This is a genomic window from Geosporobacter ferrireducens, from assembly GCF_001750685.1.
Taxonomy (GTDB): Bacteria; Bacillota; Clostridia; order Peptostreptococcales; family Thermotaleaceae; genus Geosporobacter; species Geosporobacter ferrireducens.
Genome location: NZ_CP017269.1, coordinates 5023463 through 5047506, shown reverse-complemented (window position 1 = coordinate 5047506; position 24044 = coordinate 5023463). Strand labels below are relative to the sequence as shown.

General features: G+C 41.3%; 31 protein-coding genes. All 31 read right to left on the bottom strand.

The annotated features are described in order from the left end of the window. Nucleotides 1-7: 7 nt before the first annotated feature. Entirely contained in the window at nt 8-2293 is a 2286-nt protein-coding gene (locus Gferi_RS23635) for a phage tail protein (protein ID WP_069980586.1), read from the bottom strand. Between the two features lie 213 nt (nt 2294-2506). Next, nucleotides 2507-2890 carry a hypothetical protein gene (locus Gferi_RS23630; RefSeq protein ID WP_069980585.1) on the bottom strand — a complete coding sequence of 128 codons (384 nt, stop codon included), beginning with the start codon at nt 2888-2890 and terminating at the stop codon, nt 2507-2509. A gap of 11 nt (nt 2891-2901) precedes the next feature. After that, entirely contained in the window at nt 2902-3504 is a 603-nt protein-coding gene (locus Gferi_RS23625; RefSeq protein WP_069980584.1) for a major tail protein, read from the bottom strand. 3 nt (nt 3505-3507) lie between these two features. Then, nucleotides 3508-3861 (bottom strand): hypothetical protein, encoded by a 354-nt coding sequence (locus Gferi_RS23620; RefSeq protein WP_069980583.1) that lies wholly within the window; start codon nt 3859-3861, stop codon nt 3508-3510. Continuing rightward, a complete protein-coding gene (locus Gferi_RS23615) occupies nt 3858-4289 on the bottom strand; it encodes an HK97-gp10 family putative phage morphogenesis protein (RefSeq protein ID WP_069980582.1) in 432 nt (143 codons plus the stop codon). Before Gferi_RS23615 ends, Gferi_RS23620 begins: the two co-directional genes overlap by 4 nt. After that, entirely contained in the window at nt 4282-4617 is a 336-nt protein-coding gene (locus Gferi_RS23610) for a phage head closure protein (protein WP_069980581.1), read from the bottom strand. Before Gferi_RS23610 ends, Gferi_RS23615 begins: the two co-directional genes overlap by 8 nt. A gap of 3 nt (nt 4618-4620) precedes the next feature. Continuing rightward, on the bottom strand, nt 4621-4929 hold the full coding sequence (locus Gferi_RS23605) for a head-tail connector protein (RefSeq protein WP_069980580.1): 309 nt from the start codon (nt 4927-4929) through the stop codon (nt 4621-4623). 19 nt (nt 4930-4948) lie between these two features. Beyond that, complete coding sequence (locus Gferi_RS23600) at nt 4949-5170, bottom strand: Head fiber protein (protein ID WP_330389495.1); 222 nt, start codon at nt 5168-5170, stop codon at nt 4949-4951. A gap of 12 nt (nt 5171-5182) precedes the next feature. Beyond that, entirely contained in the window at nt 5183-6382 is a 1200-nt protein-coding gene (locus Gferi_RS23595; protein WP_069980578.1) for a phage major capsid protein, read from the bottom strand. A 12-nt stretch (nt 6383-6394) separates the two neighbouring features. Further along, nucleotides 6395-7075: a head maturation protease, ClpP-related gene (locus Gferi_RS23590; RefSeq protein ID WP_069980577.1), complete on the bottom strand. Its 681-nt coding sequence runs from the start codon at nt 7073-7075 to the stop codon at nt 6395-6397. Beyond that, on the bottom strand, nt 7072-8328 hold the full coding sequence (locus Gferi_RS23585) for a phage portal protein (protein ID WP_069981583.1): 1257 nt from the start codon (nt 8326-8328) through the stop codon (nt 7072-7074). Before Gferi_RS23585 ends, Gferi_RS23590 begins: the two co-directional genes overlap by 4 nt. Before the next feature lie 18 nt (nt 8329-8346). Beyond that, nucleotides 8347-9939, bottom strand: coding sequence for a terminase large subunit (locus Gferi_RS23580; RefSeq protein ID WP_456297971.1), 1593 nt, complete (start codon nt 9937-9939; stop codon nt 8347-8349). Nucleotides 9940-10056: 117 nt separating this feature from the next. Then, complete coding sequence (locus Gferi_RS23575) at nt 10057-10281, bottom strand: DUF7678 domain-containing protein (RefSeq protein WP_069980575.1); 225 nt, start codon at nt 10279-10281, stop codon at nt 10057-10059. A 4-nt stretch (nt 10282-10285) separates the two neighbouring features. Further along, on the bottom strand, nt 10286-10465 hold the full coding sequence (locus Gferi_RS23570; protein ID WP_069980574.1) for a DUF5049 domain-containing protein: 180 nt from the start codon (nt 10463-10465) through the stop codon (nt 10286-10288). Beyond that, nucleotides 10455-10685 carry a DUF4314 domain-containing protein gene (locus Gferi_RS23565; protein WP_069980573.1) on the bottom strand — a complete coding sequence of 77 codons (231 nt, stop codon included), beginning with the start codon at nt 10683-10685 and terminating at the stop codon, nt 10455-10457. The genes Gferi_RS23570 and Gferi_RS23565 overlap by 11 nt, the downstream gene beginning before the upstream one ends. Continuing rightward, entirely contained in the window at nt 10669-11361 is a 693-nt protein-coding gene (locus Gferi_RS23560) for a virulence protein (protein ID WP_069980572.1), read from the bottom strand. Before Gferi_RS23560 ends, Gferi_RS23565 begins: the two co-directional genes overlap by 17 nt. A 94-nt stretch (nt 11362-11455) precedes the next feature. Beyond that, complete coding sequence (gene dcm, locus Gferi_RS23555; protein WP_069980571.1) at nt 11456-13192, bottom strand: DNA (cytosine-5-)-methyltransferase; 1737 nt, start codon at nt 13190-13192, stop codon at nt 11456-11458. Continuing rightward, the gene (locus Gferi_RS23550; RefSeq protein ID WP_069980570.1) at nt 13185-14420 is read right to left on the bottom strand and encodes a site-specific DNA-methyltransferase; all 1236 of its coding nucleotides are present in this window, start codon (nt 14418-14420) and stop codon (nt 13185-13187) included. The genes dcm and Gferi_RS23550 overlap by 8 nt, the downstream gene beginning before the upstream one ends. Continuing rightward, a complete protein-coding gene (gene metK / locus Gferi_RS23545) occupies nt 14410-15573 on the bottom strand; it encodes a methionine adenosyltransferase (RefSeq protein ID WP_069980569.1) in 1164 nt (387 codons plus the stop codon). The genes Gferi_RS23550 and metK overlap by 11 nt, the downstream gene beginning before the upstream one ends. A gap of 2 nt (nt 15574-15575) precedes the next feature. Then, nucleotides 15576-16115, bottom strand: coding sequence for a P27 family phage terminase small subunit (locus Gferi_RS23540; protein ID WP_069980568.1), 540 nt, complete (start codon nt 16113-16115; stop codon nt 15576-15578). A gap of 117 nt (nt 16116-16232) precedes the next feature. After that, on the bottom strand, nt 16233-16616 hold the full coding sequence (locus Gferi_RS27795) for an HNH endonuclease (protein WP_330389493.1): 384 nt from the start codon (nt 16614-16616) through the stop codon (nt 16233-16235). Between the two features lie 117 nt (nt 16617-16733). Beyond that, complete coding sequence (locus tag Gferi_RS23535; protein WP_069980567.1) at nt 16734-17159, bottom strand: DUF1492 domain-containing protein; 426 nt, start codon at nt 17157-17159, stop codon at nt 16734-16736. Beyond that, the gene (locus Gferi_RS23530) at nt 17156-17380 is read right to left on the bottom strand and encodes a hypothetical protein (RefSeq protein WP_069980566.1); all 225 of its coding nucleotides are present in this window, start codon (nt 17378-17380) and stop codon (nt 17156-17158) included. Before Gferi_RS23530 ends, Gferi_RS23535 begins: the two co-directional genes overlap by 4 nt. Continuing rightward, on the bottom strand, nt 17377-18612 hold the full coding sequence (locus tag Gferi_RS23525; protein ID WP_330389492.1) for a DEAD/DEAH box helicase: 1236 nt from the start codon (nt 18610-18612) through the stop codon (nt 17377-17379). The genes Gferi_RS23530 and Gferi_RS23525 overlap by 4 nt, the downstream gene beginning before the upstream one ends. 118 nt (nt 18613-18730) lie before the next feature. Continuing rightward, nucleotides 18731-19210 (bottom strand): HNH endonuclease, encoded by a 480-nt coding sequence (locus tag Gferi_RS23520; RefSeq protein ID WP_069980565.1) that lies wholly within the window; start codon nt 19208-19210, stop codon nt 18731-18733. Next, nucleotides 19188-19472 (bottom strand): VRR-NUC domain-containing protein, encoded by a 285-nt coding sequence (locus Gferi_RS23515; protein ID WP_069980564.1) that lies wholly within the window; start codon nt 19470-19472, stop codon nt 19188-19190. Before Gferi_RS23515 ends, Gferi_RS23520 begins: the two co-directional genes overlap by 23 nt. Nucleotides 19473-19629: 157 nt before the next feature. Next, nucleotides 19630-21978, bottom strand: coding sequence for a virulence-associated E family protein (locus Gferi_RS23510; protein ID WP_069980563.1), 2349 nt, complete (start codon nt 21976-21978; stop codon nt 19630-19632). Nucleotides 21979-22047: 69 nt separating this feature from the next. Then, nucleotides 22048-22479 (bottom strand): DUF7768 domain-containing protein, encoded by a 432-nt coding sequence (locus tag Gferi_RS23505; RefSeq protein WP_069980562.1) that lies wholly within the window; start codon nt 22477-22479, stop codon nt 22048-22050. Next, nucleotides 22466-22687, bottom strand: coding sequence for a hypothetical protein (locus Gferi_RS23500; RefSeq protein ID WP_069980561.1), 222 nt, complete (start codon nt 22685-22687; stop codon nt 22466-22468). The genes Gferi_RS23505 and Gferi_RS23500 overlap by 14 nt, the downstream gene beginning before the upstream one ends. 14 nt (nt 22688-22701) lie before the next feature. Then, nucleotides 22702-23364, bottom strand: coding sequence for a Rha family transcriptional regulator (locus Gferi_RS23495; protein ID WP_069980560.1), 663 nt, complete (start codon nt 23362-23364; stop codon nt 22702-22704). A 64-nt stretch (nt 23365-23428) separates the two neighbouring features. Beyond that, the gene (locus tag Gferi_RS23490; RefSeq protein ID WP_069980559.1) at nt 23429-23977 is read right to left on the bottom strand and encodes an RNA polymerase sigma factor; all 549 of its coding nucleotides are present in this window, start codon (nt 23975-23977) and stop codon (nt 23429-23431) included. Nucleotides 23978-24044: the final 67 nt, after the last annotated feature.

Genomic DNA, 24044 nt, shown 5'->3' with positions numbered 1-24044 from the left:
CCCTCCTTTACGTCGTTATAAAGCGCCCCTGTGCTCGAGAACCGGTCTGCATTAAATTGTAGAGTTCTTGTGATATCTTTCTAATATCATCTTCACTTCGTACAATCATCTGCTGAATGGTAATTAAAGAGCCACCAAGCATTCCATATCCGCCACCTGCACCACCATTTACATTTACATCGGAGTCTAAATTAAAATCTGTGGGGATGACCTTTTGCATATCTTCACTAACATCATCCATGGCCTTCTCAAATCCTACACCGATACCTTCACCCATGTTTTCACCAATACCTGCGAAAACTTGAGATGGAGATCGGATGCCTAAAAGTCCCTTAACTCCTTTGACAATTCCACCAACCATGTCACTGACTTTGTTTTTAAGCCAAGTCACCATGGAGGCAATACCATCCCAGAGTCCTCTGGCGATGTTTTTACCCACATCAATAATGGCCGGTATGGCTTTTCCTAAACCAGTCACTATTGCTGTAATAATCTGAGGAATTTGTGCCACTAACTGAGGAATAGCCCGAATTAATCCTGCCGCAAGCTGAATAGTCAGCTGAACACCCATCTCAATAATCTTAGGTAGATTTGTGGTTATAAAAGTAATAATGCTACTAATAATTTGTGGTAAAGCCTCAATTAAGGTAGGCAGTGCATTTAAGATACCTTGTGCCAAACCACTGATAATTTGGAAAGCCGCTTCTAGGACCAAATCAAGATTATTAATCAATGTTTCTACAATCAAAATCACGGCTTCTACGATGGACGGAATTAGTTCCGGCAGTGCTTCACCAATGCCAGTGGCAAGGGTAACAATCATCACAAGTGCCGCCTCAACAAGGGCAGGGAGATTGGCAATGATTCCATCCACTAAAGTTAGTACCAATTGAAGCGCCCCTTGAGTTATCTGTGGCAATGCCTCAATAAGACCGCCCACTATGGTCATAATAATATTTGTCGCTGCATCAATCAGTGTTGGTAAATTATCCAAAATACCGTTAACAAGAGCAATGACTAGCTCAGGAGCAACTTCTGCAATGGCAGCTATCAGTCCAGTGACCACTTCTAAGATTTGAGGAAGAATTACTGCTATCTGGTCAACTGTTTCTTTGGCTCCAGCTTTTAACTGTTCCGCTGCACCTTCTTGCCCTGTGATTAGACCTGTAAGACCATCAAGGATCATGGTAAAGCCGGGGAGGAGTTGGGAAGTGATATTGTTTTTCACACCAGTAAAAGAACGGGTAAGATTATCCATGGCATCGGTATACTCGACTGCAGCATCGATGGATTTATCACTCATCACCAGCCCTAGCTCGCTGGCTTTGTTCTTCAAGTCTTCTGTGCTTTCTGCAGTTTGGTTTAAAAGGGCTGCTAGTTCCACGGATGAGTTTCCAAGGAGATCATTGGCAATGGCCGCTTTTTCTCCTTCATCAGCAATACCCTGCAGCCCTCTCACAGTCATCTCAAAGATTTCTTCTCTTGATTTCCCTTGGAGATCTTCCATTGAGATTCCTAATCGCCTGAATTTATCAGTGGCAGAAGTACTACCATTGATGGCATCATCAACCGTGTTATTTAGTTTTTTCATGCCATTTTCTAAAGTAGATATGCTTGCACCATTTTGCGAAAGCACATAGTCCCACTCTTGATAGCCTTTTCTGGAAAGTCCTATGCGTTGACTTGCTTTATCAATCTCATCTCCAGCTGCAGCCGCATCATTAGCCATGTCATAAAGCTTTTTACCGGCGGCAACTGCAGCAGTTCCAATGGCGGCCATAGCCGCTCCGATTGCCACACCGATTCCTTTGACAATACTGCCTAGTTTCTCAAATTTTCCTCCCGCATCATCTGCAACGTTGGCACTCTTTTTTATCTCATCACCAAAATCGTCCGCTTCATTTCCCGCTCCATCAAAACCTTCACTGGCTTCATTTAGTGCTTTGTTATTTTCACCAAGCTCCCGTTCCATCTTATTTAAATCAGCGTTGGCATTATTAAGCTGGATTTGCCAAGCCTGCGTTCTCTTATCATTTTCACCAAAGGATTCAGCGGCATTTTTAAGGGCAGCTTCCAAAGTACCGATTTTATTCTTTTGTGCATCTATTTCCTTATTTAAAACTTCATTTCTTGCCGTTAAGGCCTGTACAGATTTATCCTGCTTATCAAACTGCGAGGATACCAGTTTCATCTCAGATCCCAGAACCTTAAATGTCTGATTGATGTCACGAAGTGCACTTTTAAATTCCTTCTCGCCCTCAACACCAATTTTGAGCCCAAAGTTATCTGCCAAAATCACCGCCTCCTTCCTTTAAAAATCAGATACCATAGGGAATAACATCATCTATGGAAATCTCCCTTTTTTGCTTGCTCAGTCCAAGGAACTGTTTGTGACATTCCCATAAATCCATCAAAAGCCCAAGAGGTGTTAGCCATGTTTCCTCTTCAGTACGATTTAAATGGACTGTTCCGTAATATAAAAGCCGGGTAAAGAGCTCCTCCTCATTTACCCGGTTTGTGCGTTTTTTGAGTCATCTTCCGATGCAATATTTCGTTTCGTCCCTTTAAACATCGCTTCCATCAGTGCGTTTTTATATGTGGCAAGCTCCAAAGGTGAAGTAAGAAGTTCAATCTCATCTTGCGTGAGAAGATTCTTCTTATCATTCGGATTTCGCAGGTTATAAATAAGCAAACTTTGATTGGCCATCAATGTAATCAACCACACAATTTCGTCCAGTGCCATCTCGAAGTTTTCTGATTTCATAAGCTTTTCACCCAGGTTTTCAAGCCCACCATATCTTCCTGCAATTTCTTTTGTAGCCTTAGTCGTTAAAATAAGTTCATACTCCTGACCACTGATAGTAATCTTTGCGCTGCGTTCGTTATCCATGGAACATCCTCCTATTCTTCAGTGCCACCAGATGCGGCAAATGTAGGTTCATATACTTCGTTGTACCATTCGGTAATAATTGATTGTGTGACTCCTTCATCACCCTCGTTAACTTCTGCTTTCCAAGGATGTCTGCCCTGACCATCCAATTTGTTCCTGCGTAGCACTGTCCCTTCAATGGTTGGAGTTGAGAAGGTAATGCTATCGCCTTTGGTAGCCAGATTAGTGGCTGGGATACCAAACTTCACACGATACAGCCAAAAATAACGATACTTTCCGTTTGCTTTTTTAGCCCTAAAGCCTACCGCAACAGGGTCACCGCCGTCTTCACTGGTTGAAATGAGCACATGATTGTCATCAATGGTTGCTCCTGTAAGATCTCCTGCGGCAGTCACTCCAATATCATCAATACCAAGTGCTAATGTGCCACTTCTGAACTCTTTAATAATTTCAGCTGCACCATCATCGGCATAAAGCGTTGCCTCAGCAAGCTCTACCGACAGTTCTGCACTTATGGCTTTTGCCAAGGGCACCGGGGTTTCATAGGTTTCATCACCGCTTGCATCCTCGGTGATTTTTGCATAATAAAGTCTATCAAGACCAATTGTAGCCATGTTTTATTCCTCCATTTCTAATTTAAATTCATAGGGTTTTGCCACATCAATGGCATAGTGGTGATAGCCGGTATCATCTTCATGCCCGATATACCTACGGTCTGTTATTGTAAAATCCGCACCCAAAAGAGTGCGGACTAAATTATTTTTAATGCCTATATAGTTACCTTTTACAAATAGGGAAAGTCTAACTTCCTGCACTTCATATTCAGGCTTGTTATCAGCATGAACCTCAAACAAATCGACAAGAGGTGTGATTACAAGATAAACATCAGGAGGCACACCAGAAAAAACACCTGTCTCTACTGGAATGCTACACATATCTGCTATGAGATTTAATTCTTTTAAGATGCTCATATTTTACCCACCTCTTCATCAAATCGCTGTTTCATTGCTTCTATACAGGCTTTTCTTGAAGTCCTTCTTGCTGGCTTTAAAAATGGTTTAGGCGGTTGACCGGATTTCCCATACTCTATGATATTGGCTATCTTGGCATTGCTTTCACCATTTCTTCTTGGTTCTTTAAAACCTACCTTTACATTGAAATTACCGTTTCGATCAAGCTTAGCAGGGGAGACACCAAGGGAATCGACTAGTTCACCCGTAGACCGGCTTTTTTCTTTTGTTCCACTACCAATAGTCCCTTGTAAATTTGACTTTACTGTTTCTACAACTACTTCCCCTCCTGACTCCAGCACCTTCGGTATAATTTCATCTGTCTTATCACCCAGCTTTGAAAGTTTTAGAAGAAAATCATCCGGCATTTTAACATCTGCTTTAGCCACTTGATGCCACCACCTTTTTCGCCAAAGCTTCAATATACATACCTTTTCCTTTTACATCCTCCACACTTGTGATTTCGTATCGTCCATCACTGCACGCAATGACCATCTTAGTAGACACCAGAATATCCGGTATCTTACGAAAGCAAAACAGTGCGGTGGCTTCAGAGAATGTTGCTCTATTGGCCCATTTTTCATTCCCGTGACGGTCTTCCTTATAGGCACGAACAGACGCAACAATGGTATCAGTGGGTTTACTAAAACCCTCACTGTCTTTTACTGTTTCAACAGAAATAATATCTATAAAGATATTCATTTTTCCAAAGCTCATACGCTACACCTTCCAATCCCGATCAAGCCTGAGCAGTAAATTTACCGTATTCCAAACCTGCTGGCCCGCCTGCACATTGTCAGCAAAAAAGCCACCCGTACTGCCATCTCGACTTTCATAGAAGTGGGATGACAGCATGATAATGGCTTGCTCCGTAGTTGGCGGCATTGCATTTTTGCTATAATGACCTTCCGGAAGATGCTGGTAACTCTCGGCATAGGAGGTTGCAGTAGTGATGTATGTCTGAAGAAGTTCATCATCACGATCATGCTCAAGAATTAGATTTGCCTTTACCTTTTCAAACATTGTCATCACCGTCACCTTCCTTTCTCTACGGAGTATCCTCTACCATTAGTCCAGTAGCTTTTAACTTGGTTAAAAGGGCATTAAAGTCCGCCACCAAGTCCTCTACAGTAGCCGCAGTGCTTGCTGGTTGACTCTCAAGAACAGGGAGGCCGGTTACTTTGGCTTCCTCTTCTATGACAAGCTCACCACCGATTACGGTCTTTTCTCCACCTTGCTCTGTATAATTCTTCGTGTTATAACTCATCATTTGCACCTCCCATTAAGCCTTTTGCTGTAGGATTTTAACAGCCTCAGGAAGGATCAGTTTACCGTCTACACGTTGACTTGCAAGGAAACCAACTTGACCAGTGGTTGCAAATAGCTCATTTAAACGCTTGAAAGAACGTCCTTGTCTGTCCGCAATCCAGTAGTAACCAAAGTCACCAAATGCGATGGTCTTTGCCCCAGCCTCAATAATTGGCGCATAGGCTGAAGTATATACTGGACGGTTTAGCAATGTATCTGGAGTACCCGCAGTCAGCGAAGGCTGCCATAGATATTGGCCCTGTCCGTCTTTTAGTTTACGGATTGCTTTCACCGTTGCATCATTCATTAAGAACACTGCATTTTTTCTGTATGGTGCTTTTAATGAGTAGACAAGATCGATAATCTCATCTGCTGTAATAGCTGTAGCCGAACCTGCAGTAATCCCAAGTTGTGCTCCACCAGTAGCATTAAAGATGCCTGTGGGTTTTCCGTCAGCATCTCCAACAAGAAATGCTTCCTCTTCCTTTGCTCCAATTCTTCTGGCAAACTCAGTGGAAATATAGCTTTCAAGATTAAATACACTATCGTTTAAGAGCTCATCAGAGACTTTAATCATCGTACCTAACTTATATGCACCAATGGAAGTCTGACCAAATACAGAATCACTCTCATCAAATTCCTCGCCTTCATCAAGCCAAGCCGCAGTTCCTTTGGTCACTACAACAGGAATTTTTCTGTCACCGCTTGAAGTCTGAATAATCTTTGCCAGCTTACGGAACACATTTTCTTCCTCAAGGGTTTGAATTAGGGTACGTTCAAATTCATCTGGAACAAGATATCCACCCTCAGAATCAGTTCCTACAGAGAGGGAATTGAGTACATCATGTCTAGGATTTTTGCTTCGCATGACATTCCAGAATGCCTTCTTATAATCATCACTTGCTCTTCCAGTCTTTGTTTCCATCCCTGGAATATTTGGTTTTCCAGTAAGAGGCATATTCACAGGTTTGTTAAGTTCTGCTTCAAGTGCCTCTTGGCGTTCCAGTCTTGCGATTTCCTTACCAAGATTAACAATGTCCTCTTCCATTCTGTCGTAGGTTACCGCATCCTCCGCAGAAACAAGCCCGTCACTGCCACGTTTTGAATCAAGAAATGTCTTTGCCGCTTCCCATGCTTTTGCGCGTTTTTCACGCAGTTCAAGAATTTTACTCATTTTGATTTCCTCCTAATATTTTAATAAATTAAGCCGCTCATAAAGCGGCTCGGTTGATTGTTTAACAACTGGTTTTTTAAGCTTATCCATTAATGAATTGGTCACTGCTCTTCGGCTAAACACAAAACTATCTTGCACAGTACTTTCTCCAGTTCTAAACATGATGTCATCAGCAAAACCAAGCTCAATCGCTTTATTGGCATTAAGCCATGTTTCTGCATCCATAAGATGGGATAGCCTTGTTCGTGATAAACCGGTTTTCAGTTCATAAGCATTGATGATACTTTCCTTTACTTCATCTAACATTTGCACTGCCTTTTGCATCTCCTCACTATCACCAATGGCTATAGTGAATGGGTTATGGATCATTATGAGTGAGGTAGGTGACATCAAGACTTCTGTTCCTGCCATTGCAATGACCGATGCGGCTGATGCTGCAATACCGTCAATTTTTACAGTGACATTGCCTTTGTAATCCATCAGCATGTTGTAAATCTGTGATGCTGCGATACAATCACCACCGGGAGAGTTGATCCAAACAACAATGTCTCCTTCGCCACTCATTAGTTCTGCTTTGAATGCCGCAGGAGTAACATCATCTTCAAACCAACTTTCCTCTGCAATTGCACCGTTAAGGTAGAGGGTTCGTGTTTGTGTATCTGAATCACGCACCCAGTTCCAAAACTTTTTCATTTGGCTGTTTCCTCCAATCCTTCTTTATATGCAAATATGCCCGCATCCGCAAGTTTGGTCATATTGCCGTTAATTAGGTATAAATCTCCTCCAAGCTCAGGTGGAATTCGGTCTAGGTTCTCAAGCTCCCTAATATCATTGGCGCTCATCCATCCGTTTTGTCTGGCGGTTGCATAACCGCTCATTCGAGAAACATAATCTCCACGAAGTAAACCATCCACGTTAAACTTGGAAAAATACTGCTTCTTTTCATCTGATCTTAAAAGCGCCCTGCTAATGGCCTGCTCCCACCGAATTACCCAAGGGTCCAAGGTGTATTTCACAAACTCCAGTGATTGTTGTTCAATATTAGAAAAGCTCGACTTTTCCAAGTCTCCAACCATATGTGGAGGTACACGGAAAATTCGAGCGATTTCATTGATTTGAAATTTCCTTGTTTCTAAAAACTGAGCTTGCTCCGGCGAGATGCCAATTGGCTGGTATTTCATGCCTTCTTCAAGTACTGCTACGCGATGAGAGTTGCTACTCCCTTGATAGGCTGCATTCCAACTTTCCCTTACTTTCTGAGGGTCTTTAATGGTGCCAGGATGTTCAAGTACCCCTCCTGGTGCTGCCCCATTCGCAAAGAACTTAGCTCCATATTCCTCACATGCTATTGCCATACCTATAGCATTCTTAGCCATAGCAATCGGCGAGTAACCCACAAGACCATCAAAGCCTAAACCTGGAATATGAAGTACATCGCTTGGTCTTAATGTAACCGCCACACCGTTCATCGTTGGTGCATCATCGGAATACCTGGTGTAAGAATAATAGAGATTGCCACTGGAATCTCGATCCACAGACATTCGATTTGGCATTAGTGGATACAGTGCTATGACTTCACCTTTGCCATTTCGAATGATCTGTGCATAGGCATTGCCCCATAATAAAAGATGAGTCATCATCGTCTCGCGGAAAACGAAAGAACTCATCTCTGGATTTGGCTCATCATGTAATAAAAAATATAGCGGATGAGAAAGTGCTTTCTCCTTACCGCCGCTATCAGTGTATTTATATAGGTGAAGGGGAAGCCCTGCCACAGCCTCTGCTAATATCCTCACGCAGGAATACACTGCGGTCATTTGCATGGCTGTATGCTCATTAACAGGCTTGCCGCTTGTCGAGCCGCCAAAAAGGAAACTATAGTTGCTCCCTGCAGTTCGATTTTGTGCTTTGTCACGTGCTTTAAAAACATTTGTAAATAGCCCCATCTGCATCACTCTCCTCTCCTAAAACACGAGTAATCCCCGACCGTCATAAACCGAAGCACTCGTATCATTGCCACAGCGAATTGCTCTATCTAGAGCCATAATAGTGGCTACAGCACCATCTATTTTTTCTGTTGACTTCTCTTTATCCGGTTTAATGTTGCCCGCCGGATCAGTACGAATAAAAATATTATCCATCATCCATCTAAGAACGGGATGTCCACCATGTGCGACCTTTTCCTCCAAGGTCAGTTTCATAAGTTCCTTGGTTGGTGGACTCATATCTTTAAATCCCTGTCCAAATGGAACAACGGTAAATCCCATGCCCTCAAGGTTTTGTACCATCTGTACTGCACCCCATCGGTCAAAGGCAATTTCTCGAATATTATATTTCTCACCAAGACTTTCAATAAACTTCTCAATGAAACCATAATGCACAACATTGCCTTCAGTTGTTTTAAGATAACCTTGCTTTTCCCATACATCGTAGGGGACATGGTCACGATTGACTCTGAGATTAAGGGTTTCTTCCGGTAACCAAAAATAGGGAAGAACAACATATTTGTCATCTTCATCTTCCGGTGGAAACACGAGTACAAAGGCTGTTATATCTATGGAACTTGAAAGGTCTAGACCGCCATAGCAAACTCTTCCAAGTAAGTCTTCCTCGTTTACTGCAAAAGCACATTTATCCCACCTATCCATTGGCATCCATCTAACTGCTTGTTTGACCCATTGATTAAGTCTTAACTGCCTAAATGTATTCTCTTCTGCAGGATTTTGCTTTGCAGATTCACAAGCGGCTTTTACCTTGTCGATTCCCACGGTAATCCCTAGGCTTGGATTTGCTTTTTTCCATACTTTTGGATCAGTCCAATCATCAGATTCGTCTGCTCCATAAATAACTGGATAAAATGTAGGGTCAACCTTTCGCCCTTCCAAGAGGTCTTTTGCTTTTTGATGTGTCTCATAGCAGATAGATTTGGTGTCTGACCCTGCAGTGGTAATAAGAAAATACAGCGGTTGGGTTCTTGCATCACCAGAACCCTTGGTCATAACATCAAAGAGTTTTCTATTGGGTTGGGTATGAAGTTCATCAAAAACAACACCGTGTATATTAAAACCATGCTTTGAATAGGCCTCAGCTGAAAGCACTTGATAAAAACTATTTGTCGGCTGAAAAACAATACGCTTTGTTGCCGACAGGATCTTAACTCGTTTACTAAGTGCTGGGCTCATACGCACCATATCAGCTGCAACTTCAAATACTATCGATGCTTGCTGACGATCTGCAGCACAACCATAAACCTCCGCTCTTTCTTCACCATCACCACAACAAAGAAGTAGGGCAACAGCAGCCGCAAGTTCTGATTTACCCATTTTCTTTGGTATCTCAATATAAGCTGTATTAAACTGTCTATATCCATTTGGTTTAAGTGTTCCAAAAATATCTCTGATAATTTGCTCTTGCCAATCTATGAGTTCAAAAGGCTTTCCTGACCATTTACCTTTGGTATGGCTTAAGCACTCAATAAAGTTGACCGCATAGTCTGCAGCATCTTTATCGTAATAAGAGTCCTTTGCCATAAAAGCTGTCGGTTTATATTTCTTCAACTTTCTAATATGCGGTCACCTCCCAACAAGCATAAAAATAGACCTGCATCAAGCAAGCCTTATCATTCTATCCATACGAGAAACAGAGCCAACTTTGGCACTGTCCTCTTTTACTATTTAGTTGTGTTCTAGCAATAGGATTGCAAGCGCAATTTCTGCATCCTCATCCACAGGTTCAATGTCCCAGCCCCGGTCATAATTTGCAATAATCTTTCCGTTACGTTTAAGCATCAGCTTAGAGATGCGTCCTTCGTCAATTCCAAATTCCGAGCCTTTCTCATAGCACTTTACCCAATAATGGATGATACTGTCATGAACTTTGATGCTACCTTCTTTCCACATGGCTTTATTCCTCCTTATCGGTCAGAATGAACCTGGAATAAGCCCCGATGTTATCTGCAAGGTAAAGAAGTAACTCGTCATATCCTTCCCTTAGAGCGATTTCCTGTACTTTTCGTACATCAAACATATTGGTTTCACCTGTGTCACGAATAGCAAGAATCTGTTGTTTTATCTTATCTGTCATCGTGAATCCTCCTGCACAGGTCTTCGCCAAAAGCTACTGAGAGGCTGGAGCCTGAATCCCAACGCACCATAATAGAACCAATATCGTCAACTCCTACAACTGTTCCTTTTGTACCAATCCTTGGAGCTTGAATATCATCCATCTTTAATAGTTCTACTCGACATCCAGCAGGGTACTTCTCACGAAGGTTTAGCAGTTGTTCTTTACTGATTATCCTCATTTTTTACTCCTCCTTTGAATGCCGCAGAACCGGTTAGATTTCTGAGCAATATTTTTCGTTCTTCTTTATACTCTTTTCCAATAAATCCAAGGCGGAGTAAAAAGCATCTAAATGCGTATTTTTCATTTGGGATTTCCTTTTCTTTTGCAGTAATGCGTTTCTGGTTTCTTGCCATCTCGCAAAGCGCAGAAATAAAATGGTTGTAAGCCTTAACCTCTTCTGGTGTTGGTATTTCTTTAAACCATGGGAATGAAACTTCATCTTCAGAAATTTCAATCTGTAAGTCTTCTGCCTCAAGTGCATGACGGATAAGATCCCCTTTTGCCTCAACAATCGCTTTTAGGTTTTCAAGTGCCTTTTCTGTAAAGCTACTCTTTGGCATTGATACGCAAAGGCTTAAGGCCTCACTGTCTGCGGTTTGTTTGCCCTCAGTGGCGTCAATTTGCTCCTCTGCGATAAAACCCTCCCTTGCCAAACACTGGGCCACCTTTTCGATTTCTTCGCTGTCTGCCTTATCACTAAATTCAAGGCTCCCATTTTTGTCGATGATAAAGGAATCCACCTCGTAAGCCATGCTGGGCATTCCAAGGTACTTTGCTTTAACACCTGTGATGTCGCTAAGTGCTGTCACTAACCTCTTTCGCTCTGACCCTGTTACGTTATAATTAATGATCATGTACAAAACCTCCTTTGTTTTGGTATGTACATATATCACTCTAAAACACTTATTTATCAAGCTTTTTATCGCTAATTCAGAATAGAAATATGGATTAAGTATTTCCTTCTAATTGTGTATACCAGACAATGCCTGACAGCACAAAACATACATTGGGAAGGGCTACTCCGTTGCCCCACATCTTATATTCAGCAGAATCAGAATGCGGATTCTTTAGCCACTTAGATATTTGCTTTAGTGTCTTTGCTTTTGTATAACCGCCGGTCACTTTACGGTGTGTTTCAAATATGTCATACCAGGTGCGAAGGTCATCCATCGTTGGGTTTTCTATCCCTAAATCACTACACCACCAATCGGGGAAACCCTGCAACCTTGCACACTCTGTTGGTGTCAGCCTTCTGACTGTGTATTCTATACCGTCATTACCATTAATAAGCGGTGGATCTTTGTAATCTGTGGCAACTAAAGTATTAGCAAGTTCTTTCTCGGCATTTGTAAAAAATGATGCCTTACTTGATGAGTAGGTAGGGGTTGCCACTGCACTAGGACCCTGTGCATTCAGTGTTGAACTTATCCCATCTTCTGTAATTCCAAGATTTCTAGCATAATTTTGACCACAGTTGAAAGACTCCCTATCAATCGCATAAACGACAGCATGTTTATCTACAGTATTTAAAGTAAAGCTGACTTCCTCATTAACACCATCACCTCGTGGTCCATTCTTGTCATCTCTGCCTATCATAGAGCCTTGCAAGGCATAACTTTCTACCACAGCAATACCACCTTGATTGCTATCCGGAGCATTGCCAGACGTATCAATGGTTCTTGCTGTATCACTTTCATAGACATTTGAACGTGCATTGATTGTTCCTTCTGAGGTAAATCGCACATCGTAGGTCTTAGGATTTTCCACAACAAATGGCTGATTGTTGCCGCCTGTTCCATAAGTAGCAGAAATAGTTGGTGCAACATCAATCGGCCCACTAAAACGAGTATCCTTTCCGTGATTATCAAAAACAGCCGAGTCCATAACACAAGGTGGATGATTTGACTTAGCACGTAGGGTACAAGTGATATCCTTTGTCACATCCATACGATTACCGCCCTGGTCATTTAAGCAGATTGTGCCTGCCTCTCCAGTGCTGTCTGCAATATAGCTGGCAGTACCTTGCCACGAGCGGATGCTCTCCTTAGAATACCCAGACAAGCCTTCTGACTTAAATAGTATTTCTCCGGCACCCCCACCTGCAAAATCTGCGACAAGGAAGATTCGTTTTCTTCGTTGGGGAACTCCCCAGTATTGAGCATCCAGCACTCGCCAGGCAAGGGAGAAATGATCTCCCACGATACTTCCTGCTTGTTTCCATTTATCAGTTTTAGGAATTGATATGGTTTCATTTTCGATGTGGCAGATGCCTTCAAGGACACATCTGAAATCTTCTCCTTTGTTTGATGAGAACGCTCCAGGCACGTTTTCCCAGACAATATATCTTGGCTTTTTGCCATCTGTAGCACACCTCATTTCTTTTACGATTCGGATGGCTTCATAAAAAAGACTTGAACGTTTCCCATCCAAGCCATCACGCTTACCTGCTATGGATAAATCTTGGCAAGGGGAGCCAAAGGTAATGATATCTACTGGCTCTATCTTGCTGCCATCCATGCAAGAAATATCTCCATAATGTTTGTTAAAAGGCAGCCTTTTGGTTGTCACCCTAATAGGAAACGGTTCAATTTCCGATGCCCATACTGGGGTAATACCGGAAATTAAACCGCCTAAAGGAAAACCGCCCGAGCCGTCAAAAAGACTGCCTAGGGTCAGTTTATTCATTGGCTACCTCCAATTCATCGTATTTATAAGTGAGTCCGTCCCTTTGAACACTTACTTCTTTTGAAGTTCCGACTTGCTCAATATAGCGTTTTACAATAACATCACAGAATTTCTCATCCAGTTCCACTGTGTAGCAAACACGCTCTGACTGCTCACAAGCAATTAATGTACTTCCACTTCCTCCAAAGGGATCGAGTACAATTGTGTTACTCATAGAGGAATTCAAAATAGGATAGGCAAGAAGAGGAATCGGCTTCATCGTAGGATGATCACCATTTCTCTTTGGCTTATCAAATTCCCATATGGTAGTTTCTTTTCTTCCCGTATACCATTGATGTCTTCCTTTTTTCTTCCAGCCATAAAGCACTGGTTCGTGTTGCCATTGATATGGTGAACGCCCAAGTACAAGGGAGTCCTTTTTCCATATACAGCACCCGGATAAATAAAAACCGGCATCCGAGAAGGCTTTTCTAAAATTAAACCCTTCGGTGTCGGCATGAAATACATAGATGGATGCATCGTCTGCTAATGCTTCTTCAATATTGATAAAGGCATCTAAGAGGAATTGATAAAAGGCATCATTTGTCATATGATCATTTTTGATTTTCCCTGCAGAGCCTTCATAATTTACGTTGTAGGGAGGGTCTGTTACACACAAATTTGCCTTGTTTTTATTCATCAGCAGATCATAGGTTTCTTTTTTTGTGGAGTCACCACATACCAGCCTGTGCCTACCTAATGTCCATATGTCACCAAACTTGCTGATTGAGGGCTTTTTTAATTCTTCATCCACATCAAAGTCATCATCGTGAATTCCATCCTTAATGGTATCTTTAAATAAGTCATCCAGTTCTTTAGGATCAAATCCAGTAAGCGAGACATCAAAATCTGCACCTTGTAAATCAGCAATCAAGAGGGCAAGCTTATCCTTATCCCAATCACCGCTAATTTTATTTAGAGCGATATTGAGGGCTTTTTCCTTTTCCTCATCCATCTCAACGATGACGCATTCAACTTCTGATATACCCATATCAATGAGTACTTTAAGTCTTTGATGGCCACCTACTACATTGCCTGTCACCTTATTCCAGATAACCGGCTCCACATATCCAAACTGCTCAATCGAGCGTTTCAGCTTTTCATACTCTGCATCACCTGGCTTTAAATCTTTACGAGGATTGTATTTAGCAGGAAGCAGGTCTTTTGTATTCTTTTTTTCAATCAACATACCTTTTTACCGCCTCCCTTAGTTCTTTATAGCAATCTAAAAACTCCCAAGTATGCAATCCATATCTGAAATGACCGTAGGCAGCAGTATCCGCATAAATGACATCGGTCAGCCTTAACTTTTCGATAATTGCCGCAGGTCTAAGATTAAATACTTCTTGAACCGCACTACAAAGGATACTTTCAGCAACTTTGCCTGTTCCAAATGTATCAATCTCCACAGCAACCGGATCTGCTTTTCCAATCGCATAAGAAATGGCAACCTGGCATCGTTCTGCATACCCACACCAAATAATGTTCTTTGCGATGGCTCTTGCCATATAAGCACCACTGCGATCCACTTTTGTCGGGTCTTTACCAGAAAAAGCACCACCACCGTGGGATGCAATGCCGCCGTATGTGTCCACCATTATTTTTCTTCCGGTTAACCCCGTATCAGCGGCAGGTCCACCTTCCACAAAGCGCCCGCTTGGATTAATGAGTATCTCCGTTTCATCATCAAATGGATATTTTTCAAAGACAGGCCAAAGCACCTGAGAGATGATTTCATTCCTTAAATCATTTAAGTCTTTATCAGCACCGTGCTGAACGGAAACAACAATGGTCTTGATCCGCTTTGGCTTATCATCTTTATACTCTACTGTAACTTGTGCCTTTCCATCTGGACCGATGTTTTTAATAACACCACTCTTCATAACTTTATCCAGTTTTTCACAGATAGCGTGAGATAAAACAAGGGGTAACGGCAACTTCTCACTTGTTTCATTGGTGGCATAACCATAAACTGTGCCTTGATCTCCTGCACCTAGCATGGAATACCAGGAGGTATCGCCTTCACGGGATTCCATGGCTCTATCAACACCACCAGCGATATCTTTGCTTTGCTGATGTACATGGACAAACACGAGAAACTTTCTTGGATTGTAGCCGACATCAGTTAGAACATTACGAACTACTCGTTTGATATCAATTTTCTTTGAACAGGTAATCTCACCGGCAACAATGATACGTCCTTTGGTTGCCATCACCTCGCAGGCCACACGAGAGGATTTATCATTTCTCAAACACGCATCTAAGATGCTGTCAGAGATTAGGTCACACAATTTATCGGGATGACCTTTACATACACTTTCACAAGTTCTATATTTTTTCATTATCATTTTCCTTTCCTAGCAGATAGTAACCGCTCCATTAAATCATCTTGTGGACTTCTGCCACCAAACTCTACAGAGCAGTTTTCTTTTACAATCTGGTATATCTGATACCAACACTGATTTACTTGTTTCATGTATTCACGGCTCATAGCAACATACGGTGATGCTATGGCTGCTGATGTAGTAGGATGCTTTGCAAGAAATCCATATTCTGAAATACACTCCTCGCACTGAATCCAACGAGAAACGCTCATGGCATATTGCTCGATCAGCTGGTTGTTTACTAACATTTCGCAGCTACGATCTTTTAACCATTTATAGGTTTCTATATAAATATCTTCTGCACAGAGGTCTTTACCGTTTTTCTGAGCCGCCTTTAGATAATCTTTTACTGGAGGAACATCGGTGCCTTCCATTTCTGCTGGCTCTGGCAGTACCCCCGCCCCTTTTAATCTGCCATCAGCAATTTTATCTGTTAGAGCTTTTGATTTTCTTCCTGCGCCAACACGCTGGCCACCTCTTGCTGTACCGTCCTTTGCCATTTTTCCACCTCACTTTTCTAAAAGTCTTTAATACCCCCTTTGATTTCTGATTTTTACACGCAAGACCCCAGGCCGTTGTCCGCTATAAAAGGTGTAGAGATTTGACCCGCCCCTGGCTCACTTACGAATCTGTCTATCACCAAGTTCTAAATGTATCTTGTTGTGGCAGGACTTACATAAAGACATCAAATTACTTTTGTCATGCGTACCGCCTAAAGAAATGGGGAGGATGTGATGTACTTCTTCAGCTGAGGTAAGCCGTCCGTTTTCCTCGCACATCTCACACAAAGGATGTTCCCTGGCATATCTGTCACGGATTCTCTTCCAGGCTCTACCGTACTTTTTATTGACATCCGGTGAACGTTCAAATTTATCGTAGCGCCTGCGCTCTACTACTCTATGTTCCTCACAGTACCTTCCATCGGTTAGGTTAGGACAACCTGGGGTACTGCACGGTCGCTTTGGTCTTTTGGGCATCATTTCACCTCGCTTTCCGGGCATAGAAAAAGCCCTGCGAGGAATTCCCACAAGGCTTGGTAAATATTCTATTTTGCTGATTATATACTAACACAAATGCAATAGTGGTATCTTGTTGCAAAGTGTTGCAAGTTGTGCAAGCTATATTTTAATAGGATCTTTAGGAAGAGTTACATGGTTAAGAGCTGCATTATGCCATCTGTAGACTGTTGTTCTATCGGCATTAAGTTCATCGCCAATTTGCTCCCAGGTTAGGTTATGAACATACCGATACCGTAATACCATGCGCTCATCAGTGTCTGGAACTTCGTTTATAACACGCCTTATCTGCTCCTTGAGTGCTACAAGATTATCTACTTCCGTGTTTATTTTTCTTTCCAAATCCATAATCCGCTCCAAACACCTTACAAACCTGGCATCGGCATTTTGTGAGGTTTGAACTTTTTCATCCCAACTTGGTGATGATACACTTGTTGCCATTTCTCTTAAGGATTCCATTTCTTCGATGTCTGATTGTATTCTTTTATCAAGCCTGTAAGCTTGGTGTAAATATTCCTTTACTTTCATATCTCTCTTACCTCCGATTTTAATTTTTTGATTAGGATGTTCCCATCAACAGAGGTAAGTTCTCTATACCAATCAGAGCGGAAGAACCTCTCCACCTCGTTTTTCATTATTTTAGCCGGCTCATAGTTTGGACGCTTTTTAAGTTTCTTTAACGCAGACCTATAATCCTTAACTGCCATTAAAATGATAGCATTGGCTAAGTTTTCATAAGGTGTGGTCATCGCATCACCTCCAACTTTGCCTTTACAGCATCAATAAGAGAGGCTTGTGTTTCTTCTTTTTTTGTAAGAGCAGTCATTACATCTTCATCAATAGTACCCTTGGTAATTATGTGATGGATAATAACCGTCTCGTTTTGACCTTGCCTATAAAGTCTGGCATTGGTTTGTTGATATAATTCTAAAGACCAGGTGAGTCCAAACCAAATAAGTGTCGAACCACCGCTTTGAAGATTAAGACCATGTCCTGCACTTGCTGGATGGATCACAGCGATAGGGATATTGCCCTCATTCCAATCTTCAATATCCTTCGATGCTTTTATTTGCCTCACCGAAAATCTATTCTTAATTCTCTCTAAATCATGTTTGAACCAATATGCAACAAGGACAGGTTTGCCATTTGCACCTTCAATTAAATCTTCCAGTGCATCAAGTTTTTTGTCATGGATGATATGTGTCTTGTTTTCACTATCATAGACAGCACCGTTCGCCATCTGTAGAAGTTTTCCTGAAAGCACAGCAGCATTAACTGCATCAATCTCCTCATCACCTAATTTCGTGACCATATCATCTTTAAATTTAGAATATATGTTCCATTCCTTTTCATTCAGAGAAACAGCCACTTCATTTACAATGCATTCAGGCATTTTAAGATAGTCTATGGATTTCATGGAAATCGTAATATCAGATATCTGCTTATAAATTTTGTCCTCAGCACCAGGCAGTGGTTTATATGAAAATATGATTTGTGCATTACGTTTATCTGGAGTGAAGTAAGTATTACGGTAGTGAGTGATATATCTTCCAAGTCTTTGACCTAAGTCTAGAATGCGAAACTCTGCCCATAAGTCCATTAATCCATTACTCGATGGAGTTCCCGTAAGACCTACAATTCTATTAACAGATGGCCTTACTTTTAGTAGACTTTTAAACCGCTTTGCACCATAGGATTTAAAGGATGACAACTCATCAATGACCACCATATCAAAATCAAAAGGAATGCCACTCTTGTTAACAAGCCAATCCACATTTTCACGATTGATGATATATATTGTTGATCTTGTCATAAGAGCATCGATTCTTTCTTTTTCTGTTCCAACCGCTACAGAATAGGATAGACCTTTCAAATGCTCCCACTTTTTAATTTCAGAAGGCCAAGTATCTCTTGCTACTCGAAGTGGCGCAATGACCAAGACCTTTCTTATTTCGAATTTATCAAGGCATAAATCAAACAATGCTGTGAGAGTAATTGCTGTTTTTCCTAACCTAAGCCCATATCAAGGAATATTGCAGATATTGGCTTGCTCTCAATAAAATCAATTGCATACTGCTGATAATCATGTGGTATGAACTTCATTCGGCATCACCTCCTTCCCAAAATGCACGATCCCTTAAGTGTAGTTTTGCGTGTTCTGACTGTGAGGGCAAAATAATCAAATTACACTCATCGTTGTTACGTTTGTTTCCATCAATATGATGAACAACTTCTTCCATACGGAGGGATCTCCCTAATATTTTTTCTGCAACGACTCGATGTTCATGTACTCCGTAGTATTTTGAATAAGTAACTCCGTTCCCACAGTTTAAACGGGCATTTCTAAGCTTTTGTCTTGTTTCATTAGTCATCCTTGTAGGGTTAAGTTTCTTATTTATTTCAATCATGTTTTTTGACATCGATTCATAATTTTTCAATTTTGAGTATCCATTAGGATTCTTATTTTTGTTGCTAAAGTCAGCCAAGCACTTACGGCTACAGAAGTTATGCTTTTTTATTTGTGATGGGTATCTTGAAATTTCTTTTTCACACCAATCACATTTTATTTTTGATTTCATCAAGCACCCCTCCAATCTGCTCTACACTGTCTAAGCAATAGACCGAAAAACCTAATGCCTCCAGTTGTTTCTTTCTTTTTTCTTGTATAGGACGCATCTTTTTTCCCGTTGCTTTACATTCAACAAATGCCATTTTCCCCATAGGAAGTAGTACAATGCGGTCTGGCACACCATCAACTCCAGGACTTACAAATTTCAGTGCAATACCTCCCATGTCTTTAACTGCTGCTACAAGTTTTTTCTCTATATATTTTTCTTGCATAATATCCTCCCATCTGACACAAGAAACACAAAATCACAACCATTCCCCTATATTTACTAACGCGCGTATACGCTCACAGTTATTTTCTATCTACTTTTAAGAAAAAGCATTTTGAATATAAGGGAAAAAGTTGTGTTGTGTCGCATTCTTGTGTTCTCTATCCGCCATAATGATATAGTCGCTGTCTACCATAAATCGGCAAACGCTTAATACTGCTGGTTCGTTCCCAACCGGCAATCTGAGACATAAGTGCTGCAATCTGATAACTGTCGGTAGTCTTTAATTCTGGGAGACTACGATTAAAGCATTCACACCAAATTTCCGCATTGCTTACAGATGTTCGTGCAACAGTACCTGTATGCTTGGCTCCACCAAATTCGCTACCGCTTAGGTAATTCCTACGGGCAAATAAGTCCATACTATCCCAATCATCTGGAAGTAGAGTATTTAGGTATTCTTCAACCATACCAACACGCTCATCAGCCTCCATCGCACCTTTCTGTGCTTTTTCAGCCTCCTCTAAAATATCACCCTCTAGGTACAGTTTTTCACCCGATTTCCATATTTCTTTAGCTTCGGCCCAGAACTGCTGCCTATATTCCTCTGTAAAATTCCAGGTCTTCTTCTGCTTTTTCTGATGTACCTTAATAATCCAAAAGCGGCGGTTTCCTGTGATGTCACGTAAATATCCTCGCTCTCCATTTACCGTTGCAATGACAATGCATTGTCTGGGATGGCTTTCAACAACTCTGCCATAGGATGGTCTATATTTATCATCTGAGGTAGAGAGGAACGCTTTCACTTTTTCAATGTCAGCTTTTTTCATTCCAGCAAGTTCTCCAATTTCAACCACCCAGAATCCCTGCAGTTTTTCAGCACCAGATTTATCATCCATATCGGTAAGGGATAGAGTTTCAGAATAGAAATCTGCTGTTACAAGGTCTTTAATGATGGTGCTTTTCCCAATACCCTGATCACCATCAAGCACAGGAACACAGTCAAACTTAATTCCAGGAACATATATCCGTGCAACAGCCGCTGCAAAGGTCTTCCTAGTCACTGTGCGTATATACTCGGTATCATCTGCCTGGAGATATTTGATAAAAATATCCTCCACACGCTTTACTCCATCCCAGGCAGGAAGGGAATCAAGGTAATCCCTTATAGGATGGAATCTTCTATCATCAGCAACCTTAGTAAATGCAACATCGTGGTTTCTGCTTGAAAACGGAAGGTAGCGAATATCCATAATGGACTTAAGCTGGGCTGTGTCGGCATCTCTCCAAAACACGTTACCTTCTGGCCTTTCCCACGGAAGAGGCCCTGTGACCTGGATACGGTTCGATAGCTCGTTATATGCAAAGTTCTTGAAATCAGGGTCATGATTAAGAATAAGGTTTAAGTTGTATACACTGTTTTCAAGTAAACTTGATCTAGGCTGATACCTAAGTCTTGATTTCCAATCATCTCCACTATCAGTAAAATCCACTTCAGCTTCTGCAAGTTTTTCATTGGTAGCAAAGACTTTTACCTCATCAATTTTCATGACAAAATCACACATATTCTTAAAGGACTTCTTATCATCCTCATCACCAAATTTATGGATACGAACGATATCAAAGGCATTACATAATTTAAGGTATGCCGGGTCCTTTGCATGATGGCTGTAGACGAACTTGCCACCATCTTTAATTTCAACACCCGCCATACTGCTTGACTCTATAAAATGGTAGCGGTCCTCATTTTCTGTAGGCTCGTAGACGTCTGATAAAAACCCATCGATTGCCTTTGTGATAGGAAAGTAAACTCTATTAAAAAGGCCCACAACACCCTCCTTCGCAATAGGGTCCTGTACCTTCTCATGCGAAACTGTATTTGCCTTGCTCTCCCTAGATGAAGTCGGAAGTCTTGTAGGATCAGTCCATTCGGGATGGGCTATTAAAATATCATCTGGATTAAGCCAAGTTTTGTCTACTTCCTTATATACAAATTTTCCGTTAGATGGAGTGCTTGGCCAGTACATCAGCTGGTTTGGTAGATAGGAGCATTCATCGAAATAATCCATGCCAAGCATCTGTGCTAAATATCTTGAAACTGCTACAAATTCCTCTGAGGTTACATCTCTTGTTAGGGGAAAAATAAGACGCACCCGTGGATTTTCTTCTGTGCTACTATGGGTTGAATAAAGAACAGAGGTATATGCAGCTTTCGATTCATAGTTTTCAAGAAATTCTTTATTAATTTTGTCACCATCTAAAGCAATCATTGATCGAAGTTCCACAGTATCGTTTTTTCTGCGACCACCTTTTAATACACCTGCAACAAAGCCACCATGGTCTTTTGCAATATCCTTTTGACCTTTACTGAACTTGGCATATTCTTCAGCTGATTCCGTGGTCCTAATTGGAGTCTTCAATCTATCTTTTAGCGCATCAAAAGTGATTTCTTTGTTGACCCACTTCTTTGCCTGTCGGCTATTCCCATAAGCAATGGCTAATTTTCTCAACTTAAAGACCTCCTTTCAAACGAGGTCTTTGTCCATGTTCAAATCTTGCCTGTATTGCCTTTATTTTTTTCATAAAGCCTCTACCTCCTCAAAATCCTTATTGAAATATCTGACCGGTTGTCTACGTTTCTTTGCCTTTTCAATTTCAATACTCATGCCTTTTGAGATGACATCACCGAGCACCCAGACTTCCTGGCACTTGCCCATAAGGATGATGTCCATGAAAATAGCAAGATCACGTTCTTTCTCATTACTGTCATCCATGAAAGGGAATAGAAGGTGCGGAGTCAGCGGGATACATCCACGATCGAAAGCAAATTCTGCAAACTGAGTGGCTTTTAATACATTTTCCTTAACAGCTCCGTGAAAAGGGGCACATATATAAACCAAAGGACGGAAGGCAGGTTTTGACGCTGCCTTTTCCTTTTTTACTATATTAGTTAGTGCTTCATGCGGAGTAGGGTCATAGTATCCTTCAGCATTGAATTTATTTATGTTCATCACAGCTACCTCCGGCTCTAATTTTTTTACTACATTCGCTACAATATATTGCAGTACCAAATAAATCACTTTCACCATCACCTAGGATTTCTGCAATATCCACCATTACTTCAACAGCACACATCGGGCAGCGGCAAAAAACATTTTCATCTGTTATTTCAATGGATATCTCCATGGAATCATTCAATCTTTCTTTCACATAAAACATAGTAAGAGCCCTCCTTAATTCTTCTCTATTTTGGTTTTGTACCATTCCAGGTAACGCTTGCGCTGCCCATAATCTGGGACAGCAACTAACAAACCAACATCTACTTTTTGTAATGTGTCTAGCATCGTAATCTGCTCATCAGATAAGTAAGGTCGAATGCTTTTTCCTTTTGCAATTCCATTTGCTAATCTAAACTGCTTTGCCGTCATTCCAATAACGATGCGATTTAACATATCGCATTCATTACTGAAGTGATATGGCTTTGGATTTTCATGAAGTAACTTAATGTTGTCTGTCAGTAAAGGGAACTCCTTACGAGCCGAAACAAGAGTTTTAATGAACTGCTCCATTTCATTAAAGCGTTTGATGTATAACTCTTTGAACTTCATTGCTTTCTGCCCTGTATATCCCATAACCAACATAGTGAATCCATCACGAGTCATGGCATAAGCCTTTTGCTTTCTGTTCCAACCATCCGTGTATGAGGTCGGCTCAAAATTGAGCTGAGCAAATTCTGTGCTTAACCCAGATTTGGGGTCAGTGATTTTAGCAATGTCACGCAGAACATTTTTATGTTCCTTCTCAAAGAACTCTGCTACAAACAAACTATCCACTCTTGCCGTATCTTTGGTGTCGGCAAACACACCATATTGATCTTTAGGTATTAATTCTCTCATCAGAATTACCTCCTTAAATTTTTTTGGAGGTCTTGACCTCCTACCTGGTAGCCTTGGGAGAAGGTCAAATCTGACGATTTTTATATTCTTGTTCCAATTTTTTTGTTGCTCGTTTTAACTTCTGAGTAATGTTGTTTTCATCAGCACCTATGGAGCTGGCATATTCGCGGATTGACATACCGTCTATGCGAACTGCGATAAACATATCCGCCCAATCTTCTTTTTTACCGAGTACCTTGCGTATCCATTTACAAACATCCTCGTACTCGTATTGGTTAGAACGCTCTATTTCTTGAGAGTTATCTGCAAATGTATCCATAACATCTGTTTCATCTTCAGCCTGATCATCTTTACGATAAGGTGTCTTCGGATTGCCAAGATGCCTATGATAGCGGCGCCAGTGGTTGTATTCTTTGGAATTCATTAGTTCGAACATTTCCTGTAAAGTCTCACAACGCTTAACTTCTGCTTTCTTTTCAGGCTTTGCCTCTGCAAGACGTTGCTCATAGTCAATGTCCAGCATAACGCTGTAATCTCCATCTGGAATTTCAATTGTGGTGTAGTTCTTGTGACCATTTTTGATGTTGTCTTCATATAAAACTCGAATCTTCATAAAGTATTCCTTTCCGTCCTGGCATCAGGCGGCGGAATACAAAAAGAGCCTGTGATGAAGATGACCA